The organism is Verrucomicrobiia bacterium (assembly GCA_026414565.1).
Taxonomy (GTDB): Bacteria; Verrucomicrobiota; Verrucomicrobiia; order Limisphaerales; family Fontisphaeraceae; genus Fontisphaera.
This window is the reverse complement of record JAOAIT010000018.1, coordinates 356,113-378,657: the sequence shown is the minus strand read 5'-3', so window position 1 is coordinate 378,657 and position 22,545 is coordinate 356,113. Positions and strand designations below refer to the sequence as shown.

The following is a 22,545-nucleotide window of genomic DNA, read 5'->3' as shown; positions in this document are numbered from 1 at the left end:
GACCACCTGCCATTTAACGTTAGTCTTTGCTCTCCGTGCCCAAAGGGGGTGATCTCACGGCGGTGAGATGCTTTCCGCCCTGGGGATGCCGTACCGTTGCAAGATGCGCGTATTGGCGGCTTCCAACTGGCCGGCGTCCAGAACCAATCGGCGCACCGTATCGCTGCGCACGAACTCAATGATGTGGTAACCTTGTTGGGGTGTTTGGAGAGCCGCCTTGATTTCCCGCAGGTTACGCACGATCTGTCCGTTGACCTTCTCCACGGCCAGCGCGCGCAAATCCTGGTAACCCAGGTTGTAGGCGTCGGGCAGGACAAAGGACATCACCACCAGCGACGGACGCTCCGGGGTGGGAAATTCATTGTCGTAATACACCAGCCGAAAGGGTGCGCGCCGTTTCCAATCATCGCCCCACGAACGCAAAAAGGGCTTGTTGAGCGGCACCATAACCAGACCCCCGACAATCAGGTACTCAGGCTCCTTGTCGAATACGTGATCCGGCAGCATGCGCAGATGGTAATCGAACTTGGGCATACGGTAATTCACCATGCGTATCGCCCCCTCCCGCCAGACCGTGAAACGCACGATATCTCCGGCAAACTTGCCGCGGATGCTCAGATTCTCCAGAATTTGCTGCCCATAAAGGGGATCCTGATACCGCCCCTGAGGATCAATGTCGAAACCGTCCACCTGCAGAATAATATCCATGGGTTTGAGATTCTCCTCCACCGCCGGCAGCTCGGGCACAAAAATGACCGCCACCCCACGCGGCTCGCCTGGCAATTTCAAGTACCGGTGGGAGGCCGTGTTGGGCGTAGGCTGCCAGTAAAACGGAAAAAATCCCAAACCGCGATATTGGCCCTTCTTGCGCGCCTCCAGAACATCGCGAATGAAGGTGGCCGTCAAAGCCCGCACATGATTATCCACCTGTTGGCAGGTGATGCCCGCCAATTTGCCGCCGGAGATGACAGGGGCCGAGCCGCCGATGCTGGTCATTTCCGAGTCAAATTCCAGATACAACGCGGGGATGGGACTCAGCCGGGCATCGTCCACCGTAAACTGGCTGAATTCCACCCGCCGTATTTCGAGATTGGCATTCAACCAACGAGCCACCCGCAAATCATCTCGCGCCGGAGCGCCCTCCAGCAGGGGCACCGGGCGCAGCCCCTTCCAGAAAGCCTCTTCTTTGACGGTGAGGATGGCCAGGTTGGCATGGTAATCCAGCCAGGCCACCTCCGCATTGTAAAACGGGCCACGCCCTCCTTTTTGGACGCGCACCAGGGTGCGATCCTGCAAATCCTCGGCTGCGGTCAAAATTTCGCGGGGGGCAATGACCACTCCGGTTTTCAAAAAGGTCCGCGGGCGCTTGATCCACGGCTGCATGGAATCATATACCACCCGCGTGGACTCTATATTAATGATGGCCTGCTCCCATCGCGTTTGCGAGGCTGGAGCCGCGTTTATGGCTCCACCGCCTGTCCCTCCCAGCCACGCCAGCCACGCCAGCACGCCAATCAATCGCAATTGCCTCATAAACGACGATCCTCCGTTATGCCATAATTTTTCATTACCCTTGGCCCGGCTTCGGCTGCCGCTTGGGCGTCCAGGCATTCAAAGGTTCCTTTGGGCAGGAATTCAATCAGATGCTGCCCGGTTTTCACCTTGGCAAACGCCGTCATGACATCCTCCAGTTTTTCTATGCGCATGCCGTTGATGCGGTCCACCAGTACCCTTCCTTTCACATTAAAACTGGCGTTGGCCGGATCCGCGAGCACCACGGCCAGCACCACTGGCTCTTCGCGCACCGTTCCTGGCAGCTCATGGCGCCGGTAAAACAACTCGTAGGCCAGCTCGGCCCCCACCTCGTCCGACCAGTTACGCCCAAACGTCTTGAGATAGTCCAGACTCAGCGGCGTGAACACCAGTCCCCCGTGGATGTAGTACCGCGGCAGCACATCATATTGATTGCCGGCGGCGAGATCCCGCTTTTGCACTTTCAAGGTCAGATTGACCTCAACCTCGCTACCTTTGCGCCAGATTTTCAGCCGAATGCTCTCTCCGTGCTGGATTTCATGGAAAGCCGCCACGACGTGCACCCGGTTGCCTTCATAGAGTATGGTGCCATCACTGCCCACCATATAAGGCCCCGCCTGCAACAGCACATCATCCTCCATCAACAACCGCTCACTTTCATCCTGGGCCTGAATTCCATCAATCCGTGCGCCAAACTCATTCATGGGCAGCTTTAAGAAGCGGCGATAGGCGGCGTTGTGCAGCGGTGTAATCCGGACCCCGGGCGAGGGGAAACCATCGTAACGCCCATCCTCAATATCCTTCAAAAAATGGCGAATAATGTTCGGCGGGATGAAAAACCCGGTGTTTTCCAAACCCGGCGCGCCCATGAACGCCACCCCCACCACTTTGTCATCCTGAATCACCGGCCCGCCGCTGTTGCCGGGATTGATGGCCGCATCAGTCTGGACGGCCAGCAAGGACCGATTCGCAATGTGCACATAAGTCTGGATTTCAATGCGCGACACCACCCCGCGCGTGTAGGAAATCTGCTCGCCGCCTGCCGGATATCCATAAGTCACCACGGTGGAGCGGACCTTGGGCAAATCACCCAGTTCCAGCGGCTCCAGCCCTTCAAAAAAGCGTTCATCTTCCACCTCCAGCAAGGCCAGGTCGCAGTCATGCCCGATGAACGCCACCCTGGCCAGAAACGGCCGTGGATCCTGATAGCGCCGCACCAGAATCTGGCGCGCCCAGCTCACCACATGCGCGTTGGTCATGATGCGCTTGCCCTTCACCACAAAACCGGTGCCGGTGCCGCGCCGCAATCCCTCCATGCGCCAGGGCGCCCCCCAATCCGGTTGCTGGCTGAAGTTGAAGATTTGCACTACTGACTTCTCCGGATCCGCTGCTGAAAGCCCCAAAACGATCAGCATCCAGAGAGCCAGCCCCAAGGAAATCAATTTTGGACTGCGCACAACTGCATACTGCTTCCCCCCTCTGTGCCGGTCAAGCCTTACCCTCACCGTGGCCGTGGCAACATGGCCGGGAAAGAGTGCAAGCATCAGGATGATAAATTTCCGCGGGGGGTGTTTTTTAATCCCTGCCCCTGGTTCAGCCGCCCCGCGGCAATCAGCGATGCACCAGGGCTAACGCTGGTCTTTGCGGGGGAAAAGTGGCGAAGGCTCGCCCACTTTGTGGCCTTTCGGCAGCCTGCCCCATGCTGCTTCAGCCAGAAGCGGGGGGACTTTGCCCAGGTTGAGTTGCTCAAAGATGCGGGCGGCCGTGGTGGGCAGGTAGGGAGAAAGGAGAATCGCCAGCACGCGGCAACACTCCAGCAAGTTATAGAGCACCTGGTCCAGGCGCGCGGCCTGGGCCGGATCCTTGGCCAGCTTGAATGGCGCGGTCTGGTCAATGTATTGGTTGGCCCGGTTCACCAGGGACCAGATGGCGATCAAGCCCTCCTGTAATTCATTTTGCCGGAGCATGGTAATCACTTTTTCCACCACGGCCGTGGCTTCCGGCGCCAGCTCATGATGCGGCTGCGGCACTTCACCTTGGCGGTATCTTTTAACCATGTTCAAGGTGCGATTCAGCAGGTTGCCCAACCCATTGGCCAGCTCCGCATGGTAGCGGCTGCTGAAACCGGCATCTGTCCAGTTGCCATCCGGCCCGATGGCCAGCTCGCGTACCAGATAATAGCGGAAGGCATCCAGGCCCCATTCATCAATCACGGCGACGGGGTCCACAATGTTGCCGGTGGATTTGCTCAGCTTGGCGCCGTCCTTCTGCCACCAACCATGCACCAAAACCTGTTTGGGCAGCGGCAGTCCCATTGCTTTGAGCATGATCGGCCAATACACCGCGTGAAACTTGATGATGTCCTTGCCAATGACATGGATGTCGGCCGGCCACAACTCGGGGCCATGGGGCGGCTGAGGCAATCCCAGCGTTTTGACCACCAGAGGGTCCCCCAGCGCGCCTGGCAAACTTGCGTAATTGGAAAGGGCGTCAAACCACACGTAGGTCACATAGTTGGGATCAAAGGGCAGGGGAATGCCCCAGTTCAACCGCGATACCGGCCGCGTGATGCACAAATCCTCGAGCACGTTGTTTTTGAGAAATCCCAGCACTTCGTTGCGGCGATAGTCCGGCGCCACAAAGGCGGGATTGGCCTCGATGTGCTCAATCAACCACTGTTGATGTCGGCCCAGGCGGAAATAATAATTTTGCTCCGTCAACTCGATGACCTCCCCCCAGGCGGGATCGAAGGTCCCGTCCGGGCGGCGGTCTTTTTCGGTCAAAAAGGTTTCCTCTTTGACACTGTAGAAGCCGCGGTATTCCTTGAGGTAAAAATCGCCCTGCGCATGCAGGCGGTTGAGCACGGTCTGCACCCACTGTTTGTGGCGCGGTTGGGTGGTGCGGATAAACTCGTCATTGGACAATCCCAGCTTGTCCACAAACCGTTTCCAGTCTTCGGCCAGTTCGTCGCAATAGGCCTGGGGCTCCTTGCCCATGGCCGCCGCGGCCTGCTGCACTTTCTGCCCATGCTCGTCCAGCCCGGTCAGAAAGAACACTTCTTCTCCCAGCGCCCGGTGCGCGCGGGCAATGACGTCAGTGATGATTTTTTCATAGGCATGCCCCAGGTGAGGCTGCCCATTCACATAATCAATGGCCGTCGTAATGTAAAAACGCTTGCTCATGCGCCGGGCCGAGTTTGGCCCAAGGCGTCGCCGTTGGCAATGACCGAAAGCTTCAGCGCAGGTGCAGGGAGGCCCCCAAATGCGCGGGATGCAATTCGAGGGCCTTTTGTAGGGCGGCTTTTGCCGCGGCAGTTTGCCCCAACCCCAGGTAACCCAGGCCGGTGAGATAATGCGCATCAGCTAGACGCACGCGTTCCGGGCGGCGCTCACCAAATTTGGCGAAATAATCCGCCGGCTCGCGGGTCTGCAACTCCTGGCCGTGTTTCACGAGACTTTCCAATAACGGCCGGGCTTCAGTCTCACGCCCCAGCTCTTGCATGGCCATGGCGCGATAAAAGCGGCTGTCGGAGGCCTGGCCGCCATCATAGGCCCCGGCCGCCTTGCCGCGGGCATCACGGGCCGCCTCCACCCGGCCGGCCATTTGATGGGCCAGTGCCACGTGATAATAAATCGCGGCGGCTTTGGTGTCGCGTTTGGGCCGGCCGACTTCCAGGTTGGCTGGGAACTCCAGCGCGTTTGTGAAATCCTGCAGCGCTTCAGCGGCGCGTCCATCGCGCAGGTGTTGGCGTCCCCGCAACAAGCAGGCTTCCACATAAATATTGCGGATTTCGCTGCTCCCTTCCCAATTATGAAAGCGGTGAGTGGTTAGAATATGGAGCGCCCGGTCAAATTGGCCATCCGCCAGGTACAGGAGGATCAAGCGCGTGAGTGCATCATCCCTTTGCGCCGCCACCTCCGGCGTCTGTTCCAGCCATTGCAGCCGTTGTTTCACCGGCATTCCCGCGGCCTCATGGAGAACATCCAACTCAAACAGGAAGCGCGGTTCACGTGGATTTAGTTGCACGGCCTTTTCCATGCAGGCCACTGCTTTGGCCATGTCCTTGTCCTGTTGAGCGTAAGCCGTGCCCAAATTGCGCAAGACCAGCGCCTGCAGTTTCGCATTTGCCCCCTCGGCGGCCTGCAGCCGCTGCAAGGCATTTTCCCAGGCGGCCGCCGCGCGCGCGGGCTGGGCATCGTAAAGCAGGTTTCCCAGCGCGTACAGCGGCATGGGATCTTTAGGGGCCTGTTCGGTCCACTGGGCCAACACGGGAATCGCTTCGTGTTGATAAACAAAGGCGCCGGCGAGGCGATGGCTGGTGTTTGATGCAGAGCCATCCCCCTGCAAGGCCGGACTGGCTGGGGCCTGCATGGCGCTATAATTAAAGGTGACAGGCACAAAGGCATCTTCGCCCAACTGAGCGCCGAGAATTAAACACCGTGCCAGCGCACCGCCAGACAGGCCGTGGCGCTGATAAAAAGCCACCACTTCCGCCGCTTCCACTGCGGATTGCTGAAAGATGGCCCTCACCTTCGCCATCTCCTCGGACGAGACACACTCGCTGACGCTGCGCTTGCGATTTTGAGCCAGATAAGCCTCCAGTTCCGCATGTGAATTCAAAGGGTCCATTTCCCGTGCCATAGCGGCTGCCGTAGCAGCCTCCCGCCATCGGCCCAGCGAGTTGAACAGGCTTGCCTTGGCGGCCAGTGCCGCGGCATTCCGTGAATTCAGGGCCAGATGGGCGTTTAACCATTGCACTGCTTCTTCATGGAGGCCCCGAAGACTGGCTATTTCAGCAAGTTGCAGATAACTGGCCGCTTTCCATCCTTCACTCCAGGCTGCTTTTCTGAATGCCGATTCGGCCTCCGTGAGCAGCGCCGCCTTGGTGGTGGATAATTGAGGCAAAGCCGCCGCTGGCGTTTCCTCGGCCTGGTGGCGCAAGGCCACGCCGAGGTAATAGGCGGCCTCCCCATCTTTGGGCCGGATGTAATGCGCGGTGGCTCGGACCAGCGCTGTCCGCAGGTATTTCTCGGCGTCCGCCCAGCGCCACTGTTTGCACATCAGAATGCCCATGGCGGTGTTGGCCCGGTAATCGCCCGGGTCCCGGCGCAAGATTTCCTGATAATAAGGCTCCGGCTCAAAACTGGGGCTGTATAGTTGCTCGATACGCTGGCCGGTGTAGTAAAGTTCATCCACGCTGGCATAGTCACGGGGGTTTCGCGGCCGCTCCACCGGTTTGGGCATGGGCGAATTCCTGGGTGGCGTTTCCTGGTAGGCCACCAGCCGGCCCATGGGCTGTCCCAATTCGCTGAGTTCCACCACCTCCACCCCGAGGGAATGAGCTGGGGGTATTTGACGGTCCAGCGGCAGGCTCATGGTCCATGACTGGCCTGCTTTCAGAGTAATATTGGTGCGAAACAGGGGGGCGGCCTCCTTTTCCGCCGATGCCTGCCCCACCAGGCGAACTTGCGCCCGCAGAAAGTCCCGTGTGGTGTTGAGGGATACCCGTGCCCGGCCATCCTTGGCGTCCCAGTTGAGCGCCACATCGCGCGTCGCGGCTTTAACTCCGCCCATCTGCCGGATGGGATACCACCAATGTTGCCATTCACGCACCTCGCCGGGCTGCATCCAACTATAATCCGGCTGATTGTCTGACCACGCCCCCGCCATCAGCTCAAGGTAGGGGCCGTCTTCGTCCGTCAGCACCTGGCTCCACCGTTCACCCTCCGGGCCGTTGCCCCATTCAAAAAACTTCTTCCCGGGGGCAATATGGTGGTCTGCCACGTGCAGCACCCCCGCCTGAAGCCCGTGGTCGTAGCCGCCAAACCAGTCGTCTTCATAATTCCAGGCAAAAAAGGAGACCGGGGACGGGTGGTTTTTCCACCAACTAATGTCCACACCGGCGGTGTAATCCACGCCCCCATACCATTGCCGGGCGATGGGCCAGCTCGCAAACTCCGGCTTGCTGTGCTGGGTGACCCATTCGGTGGCGGGTGGAAAAATCACCTGATAATTGGTGTTGGCGTGCACGGCTGGATTGATCCAAAACAGCATGGAATGTGCAAAAGGCGTGATGTTGAACACTTTGCAATTCAATTCCAGATAGCCGCGGTCCGGATACAGCGTCATTCCCACCAGCCAGCGCAGCCGATGTCGCATCTCGGTTTCGCCCACCCACAGGGTGATGCTGCCGTCGGCGTTGCGGGTCGTCGTGTGTTCCACCGGCATGAAACTGGTGGCCCGATGATGATGGGGAATGTTCCACTCCACCCCGCCGGAGATCCACGCCCCCAACATCCCGATCAGGGCCGGTTTGATGACGTGTTGCCGATAAAAAAAGTTATACCCGTTGCTTTTATCCACCGCCGAAAAAATGCGACCGCCGAGTTCGGGTAGAACGCTGATCTGGAGGAAATCGTTTTCCAAATAGACCAGCCGGTAGTTTTGGTTGGTTTTGATGTCGGTGAGCTTGTCCTGAACGGGGTAGGGATAAAAGGTGGCCTTGGCCCCCTGGTAGGTACGTCCGTTGTAAAACCTGGGAATAACGCTGGGGGGAGCCGCCAAATAGGTGGGAATGACCTGGTTGGTTTCCCATACCCGCACGGGGCCGGTGGCGGCTTCGAGGCACGGCACAATCCCCCACACCATTCCCATCAGGAACGTGCAGATGGCAACAAACCGACGCGATGGAGGCTGCATAGGCTCAGAATATGCCGATTTCCCGCCCATACAAGCCTTCGCTTTTTTCGCATGGGTGCAGGGAAAAAAGACCTCTGAATTATTATGATTATGGTGATGGCAAAGGCTGGCGGGATGGTGATCTCCTTGTGGGACAGCCCGTGGTGATGAACTCCCGCCGCAAGGAGGAGGTGTTTAATTGTACTCTCTCGCATGAAGACTAACTGCGACTGGCTCTATCAAAAGCTCGTCACCACCGCCGACGAACCCGGCATCCAGGCCGACTGCTTGTTCGATTGTCCCCGCACCGCCTTCGGCAAGTTGTTACGCCGCGACATCCCTGGATCGCCTTGCAAACTGGCGCAACGTCCACCATTTACAACCTGATAATTGAGTTTGTATTCACCTGTTGACAGAATTACTTAATAAGATTAAGAAATGTTTACACGTTCCGTTTATCAGTTGCTTGATAACATAATTATGCGCGCAACCGGCCTTGTTTCCCCTGCTTCTCTGGCCATTCAACTGGCGGTATGCCTCGTTTGTGCCCTGGGCGATACCACCGTCCATGACCATCTTCAGCTCAAGGTGCGGCCGGCCCGCCCTCCGCAGGCGGCCCCTTTCAGCCTGCATGATGTGCGTTTGCTGGACGGACCTTTCAAAACCGGTCAGGATATTGCGGTCAACTATTTGCTCAGTTTGGAGCCTGACCTTTTTCTGGCCAGTTTTCGGAAAGAGGCCGGACTGGTTCCCAGGGGAGAGCCTTATCCTGGTTGGGAACGCATGGGGATTGCCGGTCATTCGTTGGGGCATTACCTGAGCGCCTGCGCCCTGGCCTACGCCGCCACGGGAGATCAGCGTTTTCTCCAGCGGGTAAATTACATCGTCGCCGACCTGGCAGAATGCCAGCGCGCTCATGGCGACGGCTACGTTGCCGCCATTCCCAACGGTCGGCGGGTATTTTCCGAGGTGGCCGCCGGCAACATACGATCCACCGGCTTTGACCTAAATGGCTGCTGGGTGCCCCTCTATACCCTGCATAAAGAACTGGCCGGGCTGCGCGATGCCTACCGGCTTTGCGGTAACACGCAGGCATTACAGGTGGCGCGCGGGCTGGCCGATTATGTGGAGCGAATTCATGGGAATCTGAACGACGAACAGATGCAACGCGTGCTCGCCACGGAGCACGGCGGCATTAATGAGACTTTTGCCGACCTCTACGCCGACACGGGCGAGCCTCGGTACCTGGCCCTTTCACGTAAATTCCATCATCGCGCCATTTTGGAACCGCTGGCACGGGGGGAAGACATTCTGCCCGGCAAACATGCCAACACGCAAATTCCTAAACTCATTGGACTGGCCACGCGTTACGAGCTGACGGGCGACTCTACGGACCGCGCGGCGGCCCAATTTTTCTGGGAACGCGTGGTTTACCATCATAGCTACGTCACGGGCGGCCACTGCGACCATGAATACTTTGGGCCGCCGGACAAGCTGAATGATCGTCTCAGCCCGGCCACCACGGAAACTTGCAATGTCTATAACATGCTCAAGCTTACCCGGCACGTTTTTGGGTGGCAGCCGGAGGCCAAAGTGGCCGATTATTACGAGCGCGCTCTGCTGAATCACATCCGGGCCACCCAGCATCCGGATGGACGGGTGATCTACAACCTTTCCCTCCTGCCCGGTCACCACAAGGAATACCAGCGCCTTTATGACTGGTTCACCTGCTGCATGGGCACCGGGATGGAGAACCACGTGAAATATGGGGAGGCCATCTATTTCCACGATGCGGAGGGGCTGTGGGTCAACCTTTACCTGGCCTCGGACCTGGTGTGGAAAAAGCGAGGGGTGGCCGTGCGGCAGGAAACCCGTTGGCCGGATGGTGACAACGCCACCTTTACTTTCACCTGTGTTCAACCGCAGGAATTTGCCCTTCGTCTCCGGCATCCTCATTGGGCGCGGCAGGGGATGCGGGTGGTGGTTAATGGTAAGGTTCATACGGAGAGCAAAACACCTTCCTCCTTTGTCGAAGTCCGCCGTCGCTGGCGCAGCGGGGATCGTGTGGAGGTCCGCTTTCCCATGGATTTATACCTGGAATCCATGCCGGACAATACCAATCGCATTGCCATTTTTTATGGGCCGGTGTTGCTGGCGGCTGATTTGGGTCCAGTTAACGATCCTGCGGCCTCACGGCCATTCTATGTGCCGGTGCTGGTCACGGGAGGGCGGTCAGTAAAAGACTGGGTCCAACCGCTTTCCCTGGCTAAGCAACGATTTCGCACAGTGCAGGTGGGGCGCCCCAAAGACATTGAATTGACGCCCTTTCACCGTTTGCATGACCGCCGCTATACAGTGTATTTGGACGTTTTTACAGCCGCCGATTGGGCCAAACGCGAAGCCGAAATCCGGGCCGAACAGGAACGTGAGCAAAAATTGGCTGCTCGCACCGTGGATGTTTTGCGCGTAGGCGAAATGCAACCCGAGCGGGATCACAACCTGCGCGGCGAACGCACCGCAGTGGGCGATTTTAATGGTCGCAAATGGCGTCACGCCACCGATGGAGGTTGGTTTGCCTTTGATATGAAAGTGGAGCCCCAGACAAAACATGAGCTCTTGTGTACCTACTGGGGCAGCGAAATGGGGCAGCGTAATTTTGACATTCTGGTGGATGATGTCAAAATTGCCACCCAGAAACTGCTCAACAATCAGCCGGGGAAGTTTTTTGATCAGATTTATCCCATCCCTGCCGAGTTGACCCGTGGCAAATCCAAAGTCACCATCAAGTTCCAGGCGCATCCGGGCAATTTCGCCGGCGGTCTGTTTGGCTGCCGTTTGCTCCGCAGCGAATAGACCACAGCCAACCAGCGAGCTTACGGAACCTGCGCGCGAGCGGTCGTCCAGCCTAAAAGGTGGAGAAAAATCTGTTCAGCCGCGGGATCATAAAATGGACTGCTCCGCTCGAGCCTTCGCTGCAAATCCAGTTGAATAAACAGGAGGCGGCCATTCCCCCTGGAGGTCGGCACTTCCGCCGCCAAGGTGGTATTAGGCTCGCGAGCCCATAAAAGCCTGATGGCATTCGTCAGGCCTGGCCCTGCCAGAGGGGTCAAGCCAACCGTGCCGGGATAGCCGTTCCAGCGAATCAGCCAGGCGGGATTGATCTGGGCAAAGGAATGCTCCTGCACGGCCGGGTGGACAAAAACCCGGGAAAACCGTTGCAACTTGCCCAACTGGACGTCACACAGCTCCCGCCAATTCCATGACGATGTGCCCAAAACCAGAACCTGGCCTCCGGCGGCGGCAAACTGCAACAACTCCGGAGCCTTGTTCTTTTCGACATCTGTCAGCCGGCTGGCATTCCAAATAATCACCGCGTCGCGGGCGGGGGCCAGGTTATCCCACGTTTCCATTACCCGCAGACCTTTTGCGTGCAAGTATTTGCGCCCGGTGCCATCATCCCCCAGCAGGAAGAAGGTTTTCCCGCGTGCCGCTTCAGGCACCAGCGGGGGACGCACCGCCCGCACCATTCGCTGGCTGAGCACTGGACGGCCGGGGACTCCCGTCAAGCGCACAGTCAGCCAGTAGCTGCCCTCCTCCTCGGGAAGCTGCCATGCAAACGGCACTTTTTCCAGGGTGTCTGCGGGCAGAAAATATTCCTTACGCCAAGTTCGGATGGGATGCTCAAGGCAGGAAGCTTCCGGGATATACTCTGGATTCTCCCTGGTCATAAGAAAATCCAACTGCAGGCGTGCGTCCTTCCAGGAATCATTGATCAAATACAAGTCATTGGTCACGACCTGGCTGGTGAAATGGTTGGGATTAAACAAATCCAGCGAAGCCAGCACTGGCGATAACGCACTGTGCCAGGCGGCTGATTCTGGAGCTGCAAAGCCTCCTTTCCAGACAGCGCTGCCTTTACCGGTTTCGCGTACGCGTGCGGCCAGGCGCGTGCGTGTCCAGCCGGCATACATATAAGGCCAGATGCCGTCCAAACGTGCGCGGCGCATGGCCTCGGTGTGCTCCGCCCCGATCTGGGCCACGGCCAGCGCATTGGCCACGGGGTCGTCCACACCCGTCCATTGAGTGCGCGGGTGGCCAAAATAATTCATGTATTCGGTGCAGGTCAGGGTGCGCTGGCTGGCCTGGCGAATCCAGCCGGGGATGGCCGGCGGCAGATTGCCTTCTTCGGTATCGGTGACATTGCCGCAGGCATGCACATCGAAATTATCATCAGTCCCGCTGGTGCCGGTGCGGATGGTCGGGCGGGTGGGGTCCAGAGTGCGCACAAACTTTTGAAAAGGGCCTTTCTCCCATTCTTCGTCCCCGCGTGATTCATTGGACAACACCCAGATGATAACCGAGGGATGATTCCAAAGCCGGGCCATCCAACCTGCGGCATCGAGCAAACAGTTGCGGTGCCAGATTTCCCATTCCTCAGGCGTGAACTTGAAATCCTGATAATTAAATAACACGGGGAATTCTGCGAGAAACAGCGTGCCGTATTCATCCCCTATATCACACCACCGCCGGGGTGGAGGACGGGTATGGGTGCGAAAGGAGTTCATGCTCATTTCGCGTGCTTCAGTCACGAGGTAATCATACGTGTGCCCGGTTATGGTGTCGCCCCAGTCCCACTCAAAAACCAGGTTGGAGCCACGCAGCCACAGGTTCCGCCCATTCAGGCGGAAGTTTCCATTCTCCACCCGGATTTCCCGCATACCGAAGCGAAAAGTAACCTCGTCTAACAACTCGCCGTGGCGGGTGAGGATGACACGGGCTTGATAAAGCTGTCTCTCTTCGGGTGTCCAAGGCCGGCAACCGGGCATCGGCACCTGAACGTAAGCATGTTCGCCACCCAGGGGATCGGTGGTGGGGATCAGGCGAGCTGGCCCCATCCCTTCGCCAATCCGCCCTCCATCCGGCCAGGAGGAAACCTGAACTTTGATTTGTAGCTCCTCCATGACCTCAAAACCTACAGGCGTTACTCGGAACGTTACCTTCTGTTGCTGTACCTCTGGCAGGGCCAGCACCCATTTCATATAAGCCCCGCGGGCAAAGTCCAGCCACACATCGTCAGTAACTTCCGGCAGGCCGGAACCAAATCCGGCCGGGATTAGTTCATAGCCGCTACGACTTTTTCGCACCGCGGCTTTACCGCGGATTTTAAGGACGATTTGGTTTTCTCCAGGAAGCAAGGTGGCAGGAGGCACTACGACTTGATAAGGGCCGGTGGGTTCATGTGCTCCCACCTTCTGGCCATTAATAAATGCCTCTGCTCCAGACGCTATGCGGTTCCAGCGCAGGATTGCCATCTGGGAGGCTTGCGCAGGGGAGAGTTGGAAAGTGCGTCTGGCCCATACGTAGCGGGTCTCATTGGCTGCCTGGGCGCTCCACTTCAGGAAGGGGCCAGGTAACACCACCGGTTGCCATTTGAATTTGCTTTGATTGCCTGGCTGTTCTGCGCCTTCGTGGCCTTGGCCAACGAAAAATTCCCAGGGGCCGTTTAATAGCAGAGAATTGGTGCGCATGCCTTCCGATTCTCGTGCAAGGCTCAAGCAGGGGAGGAGCAATCCCAAGATCAGTAACCACTGGCGGCGAAGGGTATCGAGGGATCGGCCTCGAAACCCCATGCCCGGGGGGCTGTTCAGGCGCGCGAGGAGGTGCTTCATGGAACCACCTCTACATCATTTGGCGGGGGCAGTCCATCCTTAGACAAGACCCGCTTGGAGCATGGCCTTGCCCAAAGGAAGGGAAGATTTGCGTTTTTTTTGAACTTGCGTTAAATTATGAGTGTCAAATCAGTGATGGCACGGATAGTCCAAAACCTGCCCGGAGTGAGAGACCCCATCCCAACCGTATTACTCCCACCCCTCAAGGCAGGACGTGTCATCGCCTCAAAGGAACCCCTAACTATGATGAAGACGCTCGATGCCATCAGCGACACCATCAGAAACCCCAAGCACCCCTTCCGTAAAACGGACTGCCGCCCGAAAAAGGCGCAGAAAAACCGTTACGAGCGCCGGAAGGTCAAAGAATACCTGCACTTGGGCGATTGGGAGGAGGAATTACAGTGACCTGAGAGAAAAACATTCACATTCTAAAAGCAGCCCCGCTTCGGCGGGGCTGTTCGTTTTATGGGGCATGTCTGGCTCAGAGTTCTGGTCCTTGCGGAGCCCCCGTTAGCGCCAGCGGGTCATGGATGACTCGTTCGCTTAAGCTGGCAAACTGGCCCTGCGCCTTCAACCACCTTTTGTTGCGCGTGATTTCCGCCATGCTCAGACGGGTGTTGCCAAACACCAGGTAGGTGTCCGGTCCCAATTTCAGGAAGGCATCTGCCTTGGAACCAACGCCGTCCGGCGTGAATTCAAAATCGCCCACCTCGTAGTGTCCTCGATTGTAGGCCATGCTGGCAGATTTTAAGTCGGCAGTTTCCGCGTGAAATTGTCGGATAAACTCCTCACGCCGCGGGCCTTCGTAATGTTCCAGGTATAATTTACCGCGCATCGCCCGCACCACCGCCCACTCATCAAACAACACCTCGCCAAATTCCTGGTTCATCCGCTGGCAGGCCGCTTTAATCAAAGGAATCGCTTGCTCAAGCGTCATGGTGCAACGTTAAGCTCTCTCTGCCGCCGGCACAAGTGGCAATCCCTTGGCCAATGTGCCGGCGGTGCCGCTTTTGGTCTCGTGCCTTACCCAAGATGTGCTAGAATCAGACCATGCAAGCACGTTTTATTTCTGGCCTTACAGCGCATTTGTTTTTCTGGGCTTGGCTGGGTGGCTGGTCCTTGCCGGCTGCTGCTCCTGATTTACAACCGCTGTTCAACGGCCGCGATTTTACGGGTTGGACCAATGTGAACGGGGCGCCGGAGACCTGGACAATGACCAACGGCGTAGTTTATTGCACCGGCAAACCCACGGGGGCGCTGCGCACCACCCGCCAATATGAAAATTTTGTTCTCGAACTGGAATGGCGGCATCTGACTTCCGGCGGCAATTCAGGGGTGTTCATCTGGGGCAGCCCCCTGCCTGCCGTGGGCGCTCCGTTCCTCAAGGGCATCGAGGTGCAGGTGTTGGATAATGGCTTCAATGTGGCTGGAAAAAATGAATGGTACACCACGCATGGCGACGTTTTCCCCATTTGGGGAGCCACCATGAAACCTTTCGGACGCCATCACGGCATGCGCAGTTTTCCCAGCGAGGAACGCAGTAAAAGTTCCCCGGAGTGGAATCATTACCGCATCACTTGCAGCAACGGTGTGATTCGTCTGGAGGTGAACGGCAAGGAAGTCTCCGGGGGAAGCGATTGCGTCTATCGCAAGGGGTATCTTGCCCTGGAGAGCGAGGGGGCGCCGGTGGAATTTCGCAACGTCCGTCTGCGGGAATTGCCCGGTGGCCAGGCCACCGCCGAGCAAACGGCTCCTCTGGATTTGGGGTGGATGTCGTTTTTCAACCATCTTGATTTTCGCGGCTGGCAGACGAATGACGCTGTTCTCCAGCAATGGTCTGTGCAAGGTGAACGGCTGCAAGCCGCACCTGCCGACAAGGCCCCGGCCATGCTTTGGTGCGCCATGCCATTTACGGCTGCTGAGATCATTTTCGACATCCAGCCCGCCAAAGGGGCTGAGAACCCGCCCGTCCCAACCCAGCTCGGGCTGCGCAGCAGGGCAGGGGAGATGGTGTCCCTGCCCCTGGTGGGGCTCAAGGCTGGCGCCTGGCAGCGCGTTTCTTTGCAAATCAAAGAAAAGGAGGCCACGCTGCGAGTGGGGGACCAAGAGCAACGTCAATCATTACCCTTTGCCGTTGCTGCAAGCAGTCCCTGTTATCTGGGGTTGAGTCAGGGAGGGGCACCAGCCCAGTTCATGAACTTCTTCTGTCGGCCTCTGCCTTGAAGGATAAAAAGGGCGGGGAGCCGTCGGTTTCATTTGCGTTTTAGCGCGCACATTTTAATTTAGCCGCATGAAGCAGCAAACAAACCAAACTCTCAATCGCAGGAATTTTCTTCACACCGCCTCGATCGCAGCTCTGGGGGCTGCTGCCGTGAGCGGATGTTCCCGTAAAATGTCCGCCGTGTCACCCCGGAAGCCGGCAGTGGTCAAAGGCCGCCTCAAGCAAAGCATCGTCCATTGGTGCTTTGAAATGTTTGGGGAGAAATGGAACATCGAAAAGACCTGCCAGGTGGCCAAACAATTGGGCTGTGTCTCGGTGGAACTGGTGGCTGCGGAGCATTATCCGGTGCTCGTGCGGCATGGTCTGACGTGTGCCATCTGCCAGATCAATATGAATCCGGATCCACCATTCCTGAAAGGGTTTAACAATCCGGATCACTGGCCCAAGCTTTTGCAGGTCACCCGCGACGCCATTGACGCCGCTGCCGCCTACAAGTTTCCCAACGTGATCTGTTTTACCGGCTATGCCGCCAAAAATCCGAATGACCCCAACAGTCCCAAGATCCCTGCGGACGAAGGCGCCCGGAATTGCGTGGAAGGACTGAAAAAAATTGTGGGATATGCTGAACAAAAAGGGGTCACCTTATGTCTGGAGATTCTGAACAGCCGCGACACCTCCGATCCCATGAAGGGGCATCCCGGCTATCAGGGGGACCACACTGACTACTGCATTGACATCATCAAACGGGTTGGGTCACCCCGGCTGAAGCTGCTGTTTGATGTGTACCATGTGCAAATCATGGATGGCGACATCATCCGGCGTCTGCGGGATTACCGTGAATACATCGGGCATGTCCACACCGCTGGCAACCCTGGCCGCTGCGAGCTGGATGCCCGGCAGGAAATCAATTACGCGGCGGTGATGAACACCTTAATTGAAATCGGCTATACCGGCTTTGTCGGCCAGGAATTCATCCCAACCCGTGATCCGTACCAGGGCCTTTGGGAGGCGGTGCGCCTGTGTGATGTGTAAAAAAAAACGGCCGATCCAGGGGGATCGGCCGGTTGCTCAAGCCCTGCAGGCGTTACTTTACGCTGAATTTGTACACGGTCGTCTGCCGGTAGGTCTGGCCCGGTTTCAGCACCACCGAGGGGAATTTGGGCTGATTCGGGGAATCCGGGAAATGATCGGCTTCCATGCAGAATCCGTAATGTTTGTGATAAACAATCCCGTATTTGCCCGTCAGCGTGCCATCCAGGAAATTGCCCGTGTAAAATTGCAGCCCCGGCTCGGTGGTATAAACCTCCATGAAACGGCCGGTCTTGGGTTCATGCACCGTGGCGGCCAGGGCCAGTTTCTTGCCGCCGCTGTTGAGGACGTAGTTATGGTCGTAACCGCGCGGATCATTGGTCAACAGATTGATGCGTGAACCGATGGGCATGGGTTTGGTGAAATCCATGGGCGTGTTTTTGACCGGCGCCAGCTTGCCGGTCGGAATGAGCGTGTCGTCCACCGGCGTGAAGCGATCCGCATTGATCATCACCACATGGCCCAGGATGTCGCCCCGTTCGGCAAGGTTGAAGTAACTGTGGTTGGTAAGGTTGACGATGGTGGTCTTGTCGGTTTTGGCCTCGTACTCGAAGCGTAACTCGTTCATATCGGTGAGCGTGTAAATCATCGTCACGTCCAGGTTGCCCGGATAGCCTTCCTCGCCATCCTTGCTTAAATAGGAGAATTTCACCGCCGCGCCGTCCAGACTCGGCACAATCTCCGCTTTCCAAACCACCTTGTCGAAGCCCTTGAGGCCGCCATGCAAATGATTGGGGCCGTTGTTGGTGGCCAACTGGTAGGTCTTGCCCTCCAGTTTGAATCGGCCTTTGGCGATGCGGTTGGCGTAGCGGCCGATGGCGGCGCCAAAGTAGGGATGGCCGTCCAGATATTGCTTCAAATTATCGAAACCGAGCACCACATCGCCAAGTTTTCCGTTGCGGTCCGGCACGTGCAATTCCGTGACAATGGCGCCGTACGTGATGACCTTGCACACGGCACCCTTGGTGTTGGTGAGGGTGTACTCCTCAATCACCGTGCCGTCCGGCAGGCGTCCATAGGTTGCTTTGGTGACTGTTGCTTTCATCAGGTTGGCTGCGCCAGCGTCAGCGGCCGTCAGGCCCAACGTCAGCGCCATTAGGGGAGCGAGGATTTTTTTCATAGGTTGGATTTCCGATGGGAGAGGTTGTTAAACATGATGTTATTTTTGGCCTTGGGGGTTTTGCCCGTTTTTCTGGGAACCGCGCCAGGCAAAAAAGGTCATCAAGCCACCGAAGACCAGCAGCCCCAGGCCCCACAACAAATTAATGTTGATGCCCAGCGAGCGCTGAAACTGCTCGGGCGGCACGGTGAAACCGGCCACCACCATGAGCAGGCCCACCACCAAAAACATCAGGCCAATTGGCCACCGAATGTCCAGACCCATAAATTATGCCTTGGTTTGGGGGTTAATACCATTACCAGAAAATGATGTTCAACACGACGCAGGCCGCCAGCAGCACCACCCCGATCACCGCCGGCCGGAGATAGAAGGGCTGGTCCTCATCCTTGATCTTCGGAGTCAGTGAATAGACCAATCCCTTCAATTCCTCATCTGTCTTGGTGCGCCGACTCAGCAGCGAAAAGACGAGCGTCAACAGGAAGCACGCCGTAAAGGCAAAGGCGGCGAGCCAGAAATTCTGCGCCATTTCGCTGGGGAAGACATGGACCACGTGCAAATAGCCACCCTTTAAGCCGGGGGTGTTGTCCTTGGCCAGGGTCAAAGCATGAAACAAGGCCGAAGTGGCGGTGCCGCCCAACAGCCCCCAAAACGCGCCAGTGCTGGTAGCCCTGGCCCAGAACATGCCATGCAGGAAGGTGGCGAACAACGGCGCATTGACAAAACCAAACACCAGTTGGATGACGTCCATGGCATTGTTGTACATCCGGGCAAAATAGGCCGTGCCTATGCTTAGCAACACACCTACTACCGTTACCGCGCGGCCCATCCAAAGATAATGATCGTCGCTTTTGTCCTTGGCGATATAGGCTTGGTACAAATCATACGTCCATACCGTGTTGAACGCCGTGACGTTGCCGGCCATGCCCGACATGAATGAAGCGAGCAGGGCCGTCAGCGCCAGCCCCAGCAAGCCGGTGGGGCAATATCGTTTTACGAGCGAAATGATCACGCCGTCGTAATCGTATTCCGTGATGGCCTCGTCCACGCGCTGTTTGAATGCCGGCAGGGCGAGTGGCTGGGCGGCATAATCCTTAACCAGGGCGGCCACCTTGGCTTGGTCCATTTTTTTGCCCACGGCCTTGGCCACCTGTTCAAAGGCGGCGGGCTCCGGCAGTGAGGCGGCGGCTTTTACCGCTGCTTCTGCTTTGACATAGACAGATTGATCCAACGGCGGCGGGGGGATGCGGTATCCTTTTTGTGGATTGGACATCAAGGCGACCGCAATCATGCCCGGCACAATCACCAGCGCCGGGAAGAGCATTTTGGGCACTGCGGCCACCAGCGGCGTGTTACGCGCTGCAGTCATGTTTTTTGCCGCCATGGCGCGTTGCACCACCAGGAAGTTGGTGCACCAATAGCCGAAGCTCAACACAAACCCCAGACCAAACACCATGGCAAACCAGTCCACGCCCATGGGGTTTTTCTCCGGCCCCGCCAGCAGCGGTTCCCAGGCGCTGGTCCAGGCGTTGGCGTTGTAATTCATGTTGGTGCCCAGATTCAGGGCGGCGGGATGGGTGGCCACCTGCTCCAGGGATTTGGTCATGCTGCCCCAGCCGCCAACGTCTTTTAGCCCCAGATACACCACGGGGGCGAATCCCAGCACAATCATGAAGAACTGCAGCACTTCGGTGTAGATGGCCGAGGTCAGCCCGCCTTTGAGCACGTACACCATGACCACTACCGAACAAATCCACAGGCTGACGTTGTAATTCCACCCCAGCAGTTGATTGAGCAGTTTGGCGAGCGCATTCATGCTGATGCCGGAGGCCAGCAACGTCATCACCGCAAAGGAGATCGAGTTCAAGGCGCGGACGCGTTCGTCAAACCGCATCTTAAGGTACTCCGGCACGGATCGCGCCTTGGAGCCATAATAAAACGGCATCATGAACACCGCCAAAAACACCATCGCGGGAATTGCGCCCACCCAGTAAAAGTGGCTTGTGGCAATGCCATACTTGGCGCCGCTGGCGGCCATGCCCACCAGTTCCAGCGCCCCCAGGTTGGCCGAGATGAAGGCCAGGCCGGTGACCCACGTGGGGATGGTGCGGCCGGTGATGAGGAAATCTCGCGAGCTTTTCATGTAGCGGCGGAGGGCGAAGCCAATGCCCAATACCGCCGCGACATAGACCAGAAGGATGGCGTAATCAATGATGCCGAGATTGATGTCGTGCATACAATCTGGGCATTGTTACTACGGGGCGTGGGATGTAAAGTCAAACATCATTATAATAATTTTTTCACCAAAATGCGCACCAACCTGCCAGAAATTATTGGCCGTCACCCCGCGGCCCGCGCTTTGCTTTTTGCACGGGCGCTTTACATTAGGAGCCATGCCGACGTTTAACAACTTCCTGCGTGGCGTGGGCGGTCCGTTTCTTGCCCTGGGGTTGAGCCTTGTTGGGGCAATGGGTCAGGATTCCGAAGCCACCAAGGCCATCCAAAATGTTACCGTCACGCTGTCTCCGCCGCAGAAGTCTTTTGCCTACCGCCAGCGGCTCCTGACAGGGCAGGTGGATGCTCAGTTGTATCGGCTGGAATTTCCTTCGCCGGTGGTGAGTGATTTGCCGCAGAACAACACCGTCCCCGCAGATTTGTACATTCCTGCCAACTGGCGGCCCGGCCAGCCGGGCCGGCCGGCGGTAATATGTTTGCCCATACTTAATGGCGATGAAGATTTGACGGCCATGATGTGCAACGTGCTCGCGGGGCGTGGCATGGTGGCCGTGACCTTCAAGCTGCCTTACTACGGGACACGCGGCCCCGCGGAGGGGCGTCGGGCTTTGGCTGCCAATCCGCATTTGTTCCTCGGCGCGCTGGAGCAGGCGGGACAGGAAATAGCCCGGCTGGTGGACCTCTTGCAGGCCCGTCCGGAGGTGGACCGCAACAAGATAGGCATTGCGGGCATCAGTCTGGGCGGCATCATGTCCGCCACAGCGGCGGGTATGGATCCGCGGTTACAGCGGGCTGTGTTGATTCTGGCGGGGGGAGATTTGCCGATGATGATTCATCATGCCCGCGAAACCCGGCAGCTCAGCCTGATGATTCAAAAATTGCCGGCGGAAGAACGGGCCGAAGTCGAAAAACGGCTGCGCACGTTTGATCCTTTGACTCACGCTCCGGCCTTGCGGCAACGTGCCCGTGAGGGACGGGTGCTGATGCTGAACGCCGGACAGGACGAAGTTATCCCTCGCGCCTGCACCGAGAAACTGGCCGACGCCTTGGGGATTTCAGACAAAGTCGTCTGGTTTGAGGGATTGGGACACTATACCGCCCTGGCCGAACTGCCCCGCGCTTTGCGGATGATGGCCGATTTCTTTGCGCAGGACCTTTCCGCGGAAGTTTTAAGCCAGATTAAAACTCCTTCCGCCCCCAGCACCAACGCCTATCACCGCCTGTTGGCCGTGCTCAATCAACTGGTCACCATGGCCACGGTGCCCCCTGCCACCGGGCGGTGTCACTTTGCCGAGGGCGAGCTGTCGGGGGTGGACGCTAATGGCCGCTCTTTGAGTGGCAGCGGGCGGGTGGTGATCGGGCATGGCGAACGGTTTGCGTTTCACATGGCAGCTCCGGGATTGGGGGAGTGGCAGGCGGGCCTGGGTGAATTTCCGTGGTTGCAGGTGCCTCGCGGGAACTCCGGCATCATCCTGGCAGGCACTGCTGGTGTGCCTGCTGCTTCCGCATGGAGTGCCTTGGTGGAGCCGCAACACCGCCTGAAACTGGCCTTGTTACAGGGGTTGGCGGCCAGCCTTGCGCTCGCGCCGGATATGGTTCAGCGCTGGGTCAATGCGGAGTGGGATAAAGAGGGTTGGTTGCTGATCTCGCCCAAAGAGCCACGTTATCGCGAGGCTCGTCTGCGCATCAAATTCCAGACCGATGGCGTGACCCCGAGCGAGATTAGCGCGGAAGCCATGGGTTTTGACGTTCACTTCACCGTCCGCGGCTGGCAGACTAATACACTTGCGCCGGACGCCTTGTTCCAACCTTCTGCCAACCTTTCGCGCAAGGAATTGGATCGCGCAGCCTTGTTACAGGACATGGCTGGAGTGCTGAACTTTGTGGGCGATCTTGTCAAGGTGGGAGCGGCATCTCCTGCCGCCACCAACACCCCGCCGCTGCCGCGTTTGCATCCCGCCGACTTCCTGCAACGGTATCGCCAGATGGAGTGATTGTGGGGG

The 22,545-nt window shown here is 57.8% G+C and carries 15 protein-coding genes; 6 read left to right on the top strand and 9 right to left on the bottom strand.

Annotation, left to right across the window (positions count from 1 at the left end; all coding sequences use genetic code 11):
* Positions 1–54: 54 nt before the first annotated feature.
* The 4 genes from N3J91_05625 to N3J91_05610 form a co-directional block, all read right to left on the bottom strand.
* A complete protein-coding gene (locus tag N3J91_05625; protein ID MCX8155919.1) occupies positions 55–1,533 on the bottom strand; it encodes a hypothetical protein in 1,479 nt (492 codons plus the stop codon).
* On the bottom strand, positions 1,530–2,990 hold the full coding sequence (locus N3J91_05620) for a serine protease (protein ID MCX8155918.1): 1,461 nt from the start codon (positions 2,988–2,990) through the stop codon (positions 1,530–1,532). The genes N3J91_05625 and N3J91_05620 overlap by 4 nt, the downstream gene beginning before the upstream one ends.
* 171 nt (positions 2,991–3,161) lie before the next feature.
* Positions 3,162–4,715, bottom strand: coding sequence for a methionine--tRNA ligase (gene metG / locus N3J91_05615; protein MCX8155917.1), 1,554 nt, complete (start codon positions 4,713–4,715; stop codon positions 3,162–3,164).
* Positions 4,716–4,767: 52 nt separating this feature from the next.
* A complete protein-coding gene (locus N3J91_05610; GenBank protein MCX8155916.1) occupies positions 4,768–8,232 on the bottom strand; it encodes a DUF5107 domain-containing protein in 3,465 nt (1,154 codons plus the stop codon).
* Positions 8,233–8,424: 192 nt separating this feature from the next.
* Here N3J91_05610 and N3J91_05605 point away from each other — a divergent pair, with 192 nt between their 5' ends.
* Both N3J91_05605 and N3J91_05600 read left to right on the top strand, forming a co-directional pair.
* A complete protein-coding gene (locus N3J91_05605; GenBank protein MCX8155915.1) occupies positions 8,425–8,598 on the top strand; it encodes a hypothetical protein in 174 nt (57 codons plus the stop codon).
* A 93-nt stretch (positions 8,599–8,691) separates the two neighbouring features.
* Positions 8,692–11,064: a glycoside hydrolase family 127 protein gene (locus N3J91_05600; protein MCX8155914.1), complete on the top strand. Its 2,373-nt coding sequence runs from the start codon at positions 8,692–8,694 to the stop codon at positions 11,062–11,064.
* A gap of 20 nt (positions 11,065–11,084) precedes the next feature.
* Here the strand turns inward: N3J91_05600 and N3J91_05595 are convergent, their stop codons facing one another.
* Positions 11,085–13,880 (bottom strand): hypothetical protein, encoded by a 2,796-nt coding sequence (locus N3J91_05595; GenBank protein MCX8155913.1) that lies wholly within the window; start codon positions 13,878–13,880, stop codon positions 11,085–11,087.
* Between the two features lie 243 nt (positions 13,881–14,123).
* On the opposite strand from N3J91_05595, the gene N3J91_05590 reads away from it, so the two are divergent.
* On the top strand, positions 14,124–14,285 hold the full coding sequence (locus tag N3J91_05590; protein ID MCX8155912.1) for a hypothetical protein: 162 nt from the start codon (positions 14,124–14,126) through the stop codon (positions 14,283–14,285).
* 76 nt (positions 14,286–14,361) lie between these two features.
* Here the strand turns inward: N3J91_05590 and N3J91_05585 are convergent, their stop codons facing one another.
* A complete protein-coding gene (locus N3J91_05585) occupies positions 14,362–14,817 on the bottom strand; it encodes a hypothetical protein (protein ID MCX8155911.1) in 456 nt (151 codons plus the stop codon).
* Positions 14,818–14,930: 113 nt separating this feature from the next.
* On the opposite strand from N3J91_05585, the gene N3J91_05580 reads away from it, so the two are divergent.
* Positions 14,931–16,103 (top strand): DUF1080 domain-containing protein, encoded by a 1,173-nt coding sequence (locus tag N3J91_05580; GenBank protein MCX8155910.1) that lies wholly within the window; start codon positions 14,931–14,933, stop codon positions 16,101–16,103.
* A gap of 169 nt (positions 16,104–16,272) precedes the next feature.
* Entirely contained in the window at positions 16,273–17,133 is an 861-nt protein-coding gene (locus N3J91_05575) for a TIM barrel protein (GenBank protein ID MCX8155909.1), read from the top strand.
* A 52-nt stretch (positions 17,134–17,185) separates the two neighbouring features.
* Here the strand turns inward: N3J91_05575 and N3J91_05570 are convergent, their stop codons facing one another.
* The 3 genes from N3J91_05570 to N3J91_05560 are packed head-to-tail and all read right to left on the bottom strand — an operon-like array spanning position 17,186 to position 20,543.
* Positions 17,186–18,310: a galactose mutarotase gene (locus N3J91_05570; protein ID MCX8155908.1), complete on the bottom strand. Its 1,125-nt coding sequence runs from the start codon at positions 18,308–18,310 to the stop codon at positions 17,186–17,188.
* A gap of 39 nt (positions 18,311–18,349) precedes the next feature.
* On the bottom strand, positions 18,350–18,574 hold the full coding sequence (locus N3J91_05565; GenBank protein MCX8155907.1) for a hypothetical protein: 225 nt from the start codon (positions 18,572–18,574) through the stop codon (positions 18,350–18,352).
* A 31-nt stretch (positions 18,575–18,605) separates the two neighbouring features.
* Positions 18,606–20,543, bottom strand: coding sequence for a sodium:solute symporter family protein (locus N3J91_05560; GenBank protein MCX8155906.1), 1,938 nt, complete (start codon positions 20,541–20,543; stop codon positions 18,606–18,608).
* Between the two features lie 157 nt (positions 20,544–20,700).
* On the opposite strand from N3J91_05560, the gene N3J91_05555 reads away from it, so the two are divergent.
* Positions 20,701–22,536, top strand: coding sequence for a prolyl oligopeptidase family serine peptidase (locus N3J91_05555; GenBank protein ID MCX8155905.1), 1,836 nt, complete (start codon positions 20,701–20,703; stop codon positions 22,534–22,536).
* The last annotated feature ends 9 nt before the right edge of the window (positions 22,537–22,545 follow it).

Coding starts and splice junctions, on each gene's coding strand:
- N3J91_05625 (MCX8155919.1), bottom strand. CDS start 1,533: ATGAGGCAATTGCGATTGATTGGCGTGCTGGCGTGGCTGGCGTGGCTG.
- metG (MCX8155917.1), bottom strand. CDS start 4,715: ATGAGCAAGCGTTTTTACATTACGACGGCCATTGATTATGTGAATGGG.
- N3J91_05610 (MCX8155916.1), bottom strand. CDS start 8,232: ATGCAGCCTCCATCGCGTCGGTTTGTTGCCATCTGCACGTTCCTGATG.
- N3J91_05605 (MCX8155915.1), top strand. CDS start 8,425: ATGAAGACTAACTGCGACTGGCTCTATCAAAAGCTCGTCACCACCGCC.
- N3J91_05600 (MCX8155914.1), top strand. CDS start 8,692: ATGCGCGCAACCGGCCTTGTTTCCCCTGCTTCTCTGGCCATTCAACTG.
- N3J91_05595 (MCX8155913.1), bottom strand. CDS start 13,880: ATGAAGCACCTCCTCGCGCGCCTGAACAGCCCCCCGGGCATGGGGTTT.
- N3J91_05590 (MCX8155912.1), top strand. CDS start 14,124: ATGATGAAGACGCTCGATGCCATCAGCGACACCATCAGAAACCCCAAG.
- N3J91_05585 (MCX8155911.1), bottom strand. CDS start 14,817: ATGACGCTTGAGCAAGCGATTCCTTTGATTAAAGCGGCCTGCCAGCGG.
- N3J91_05580 (MCX8155910.1), top strand. CDS start 14,931: ATGCAAGCACGTTTTATTTCTGGCCTTACAGCGCATTTGTTTTTCTGG.
- N3J91_05575 (MCX8155909.1), top strand. CDS start 16,273: ATGTCCGCCGTGTCACCCCGGAAGCCGGCAGTGGTCAAAGGCCGCCTC.
- N3J91_05570 (MCX8155908.1), bottom strand. CDS start 18,310: ATGAAAAAAATCCTCGCTCCCCTAATGGCGCTGACGTTGGGCCTGACG.
- N3J91_05565 (MCX8155907.1), bottom strand. CDS start 18,574: ATGGGTCTGGACATTCGGTGGCCAATTGGCCTGATGTTTTTGGTGGTG.
- N3J91_05560 (MCX8155906.1), bottom strand. CDS start 20,543: ATGCACGACATCAATCTCGGCATCATTGATTACGCCATCCTTCTGGTC.
- N3J91_05555 (MCX8155905.1), top strand. CDS start 20,701: ATGCCGACGTTTAACAACTTCCTGCGTGGCGTGGGCGGTCCGTTTCTT.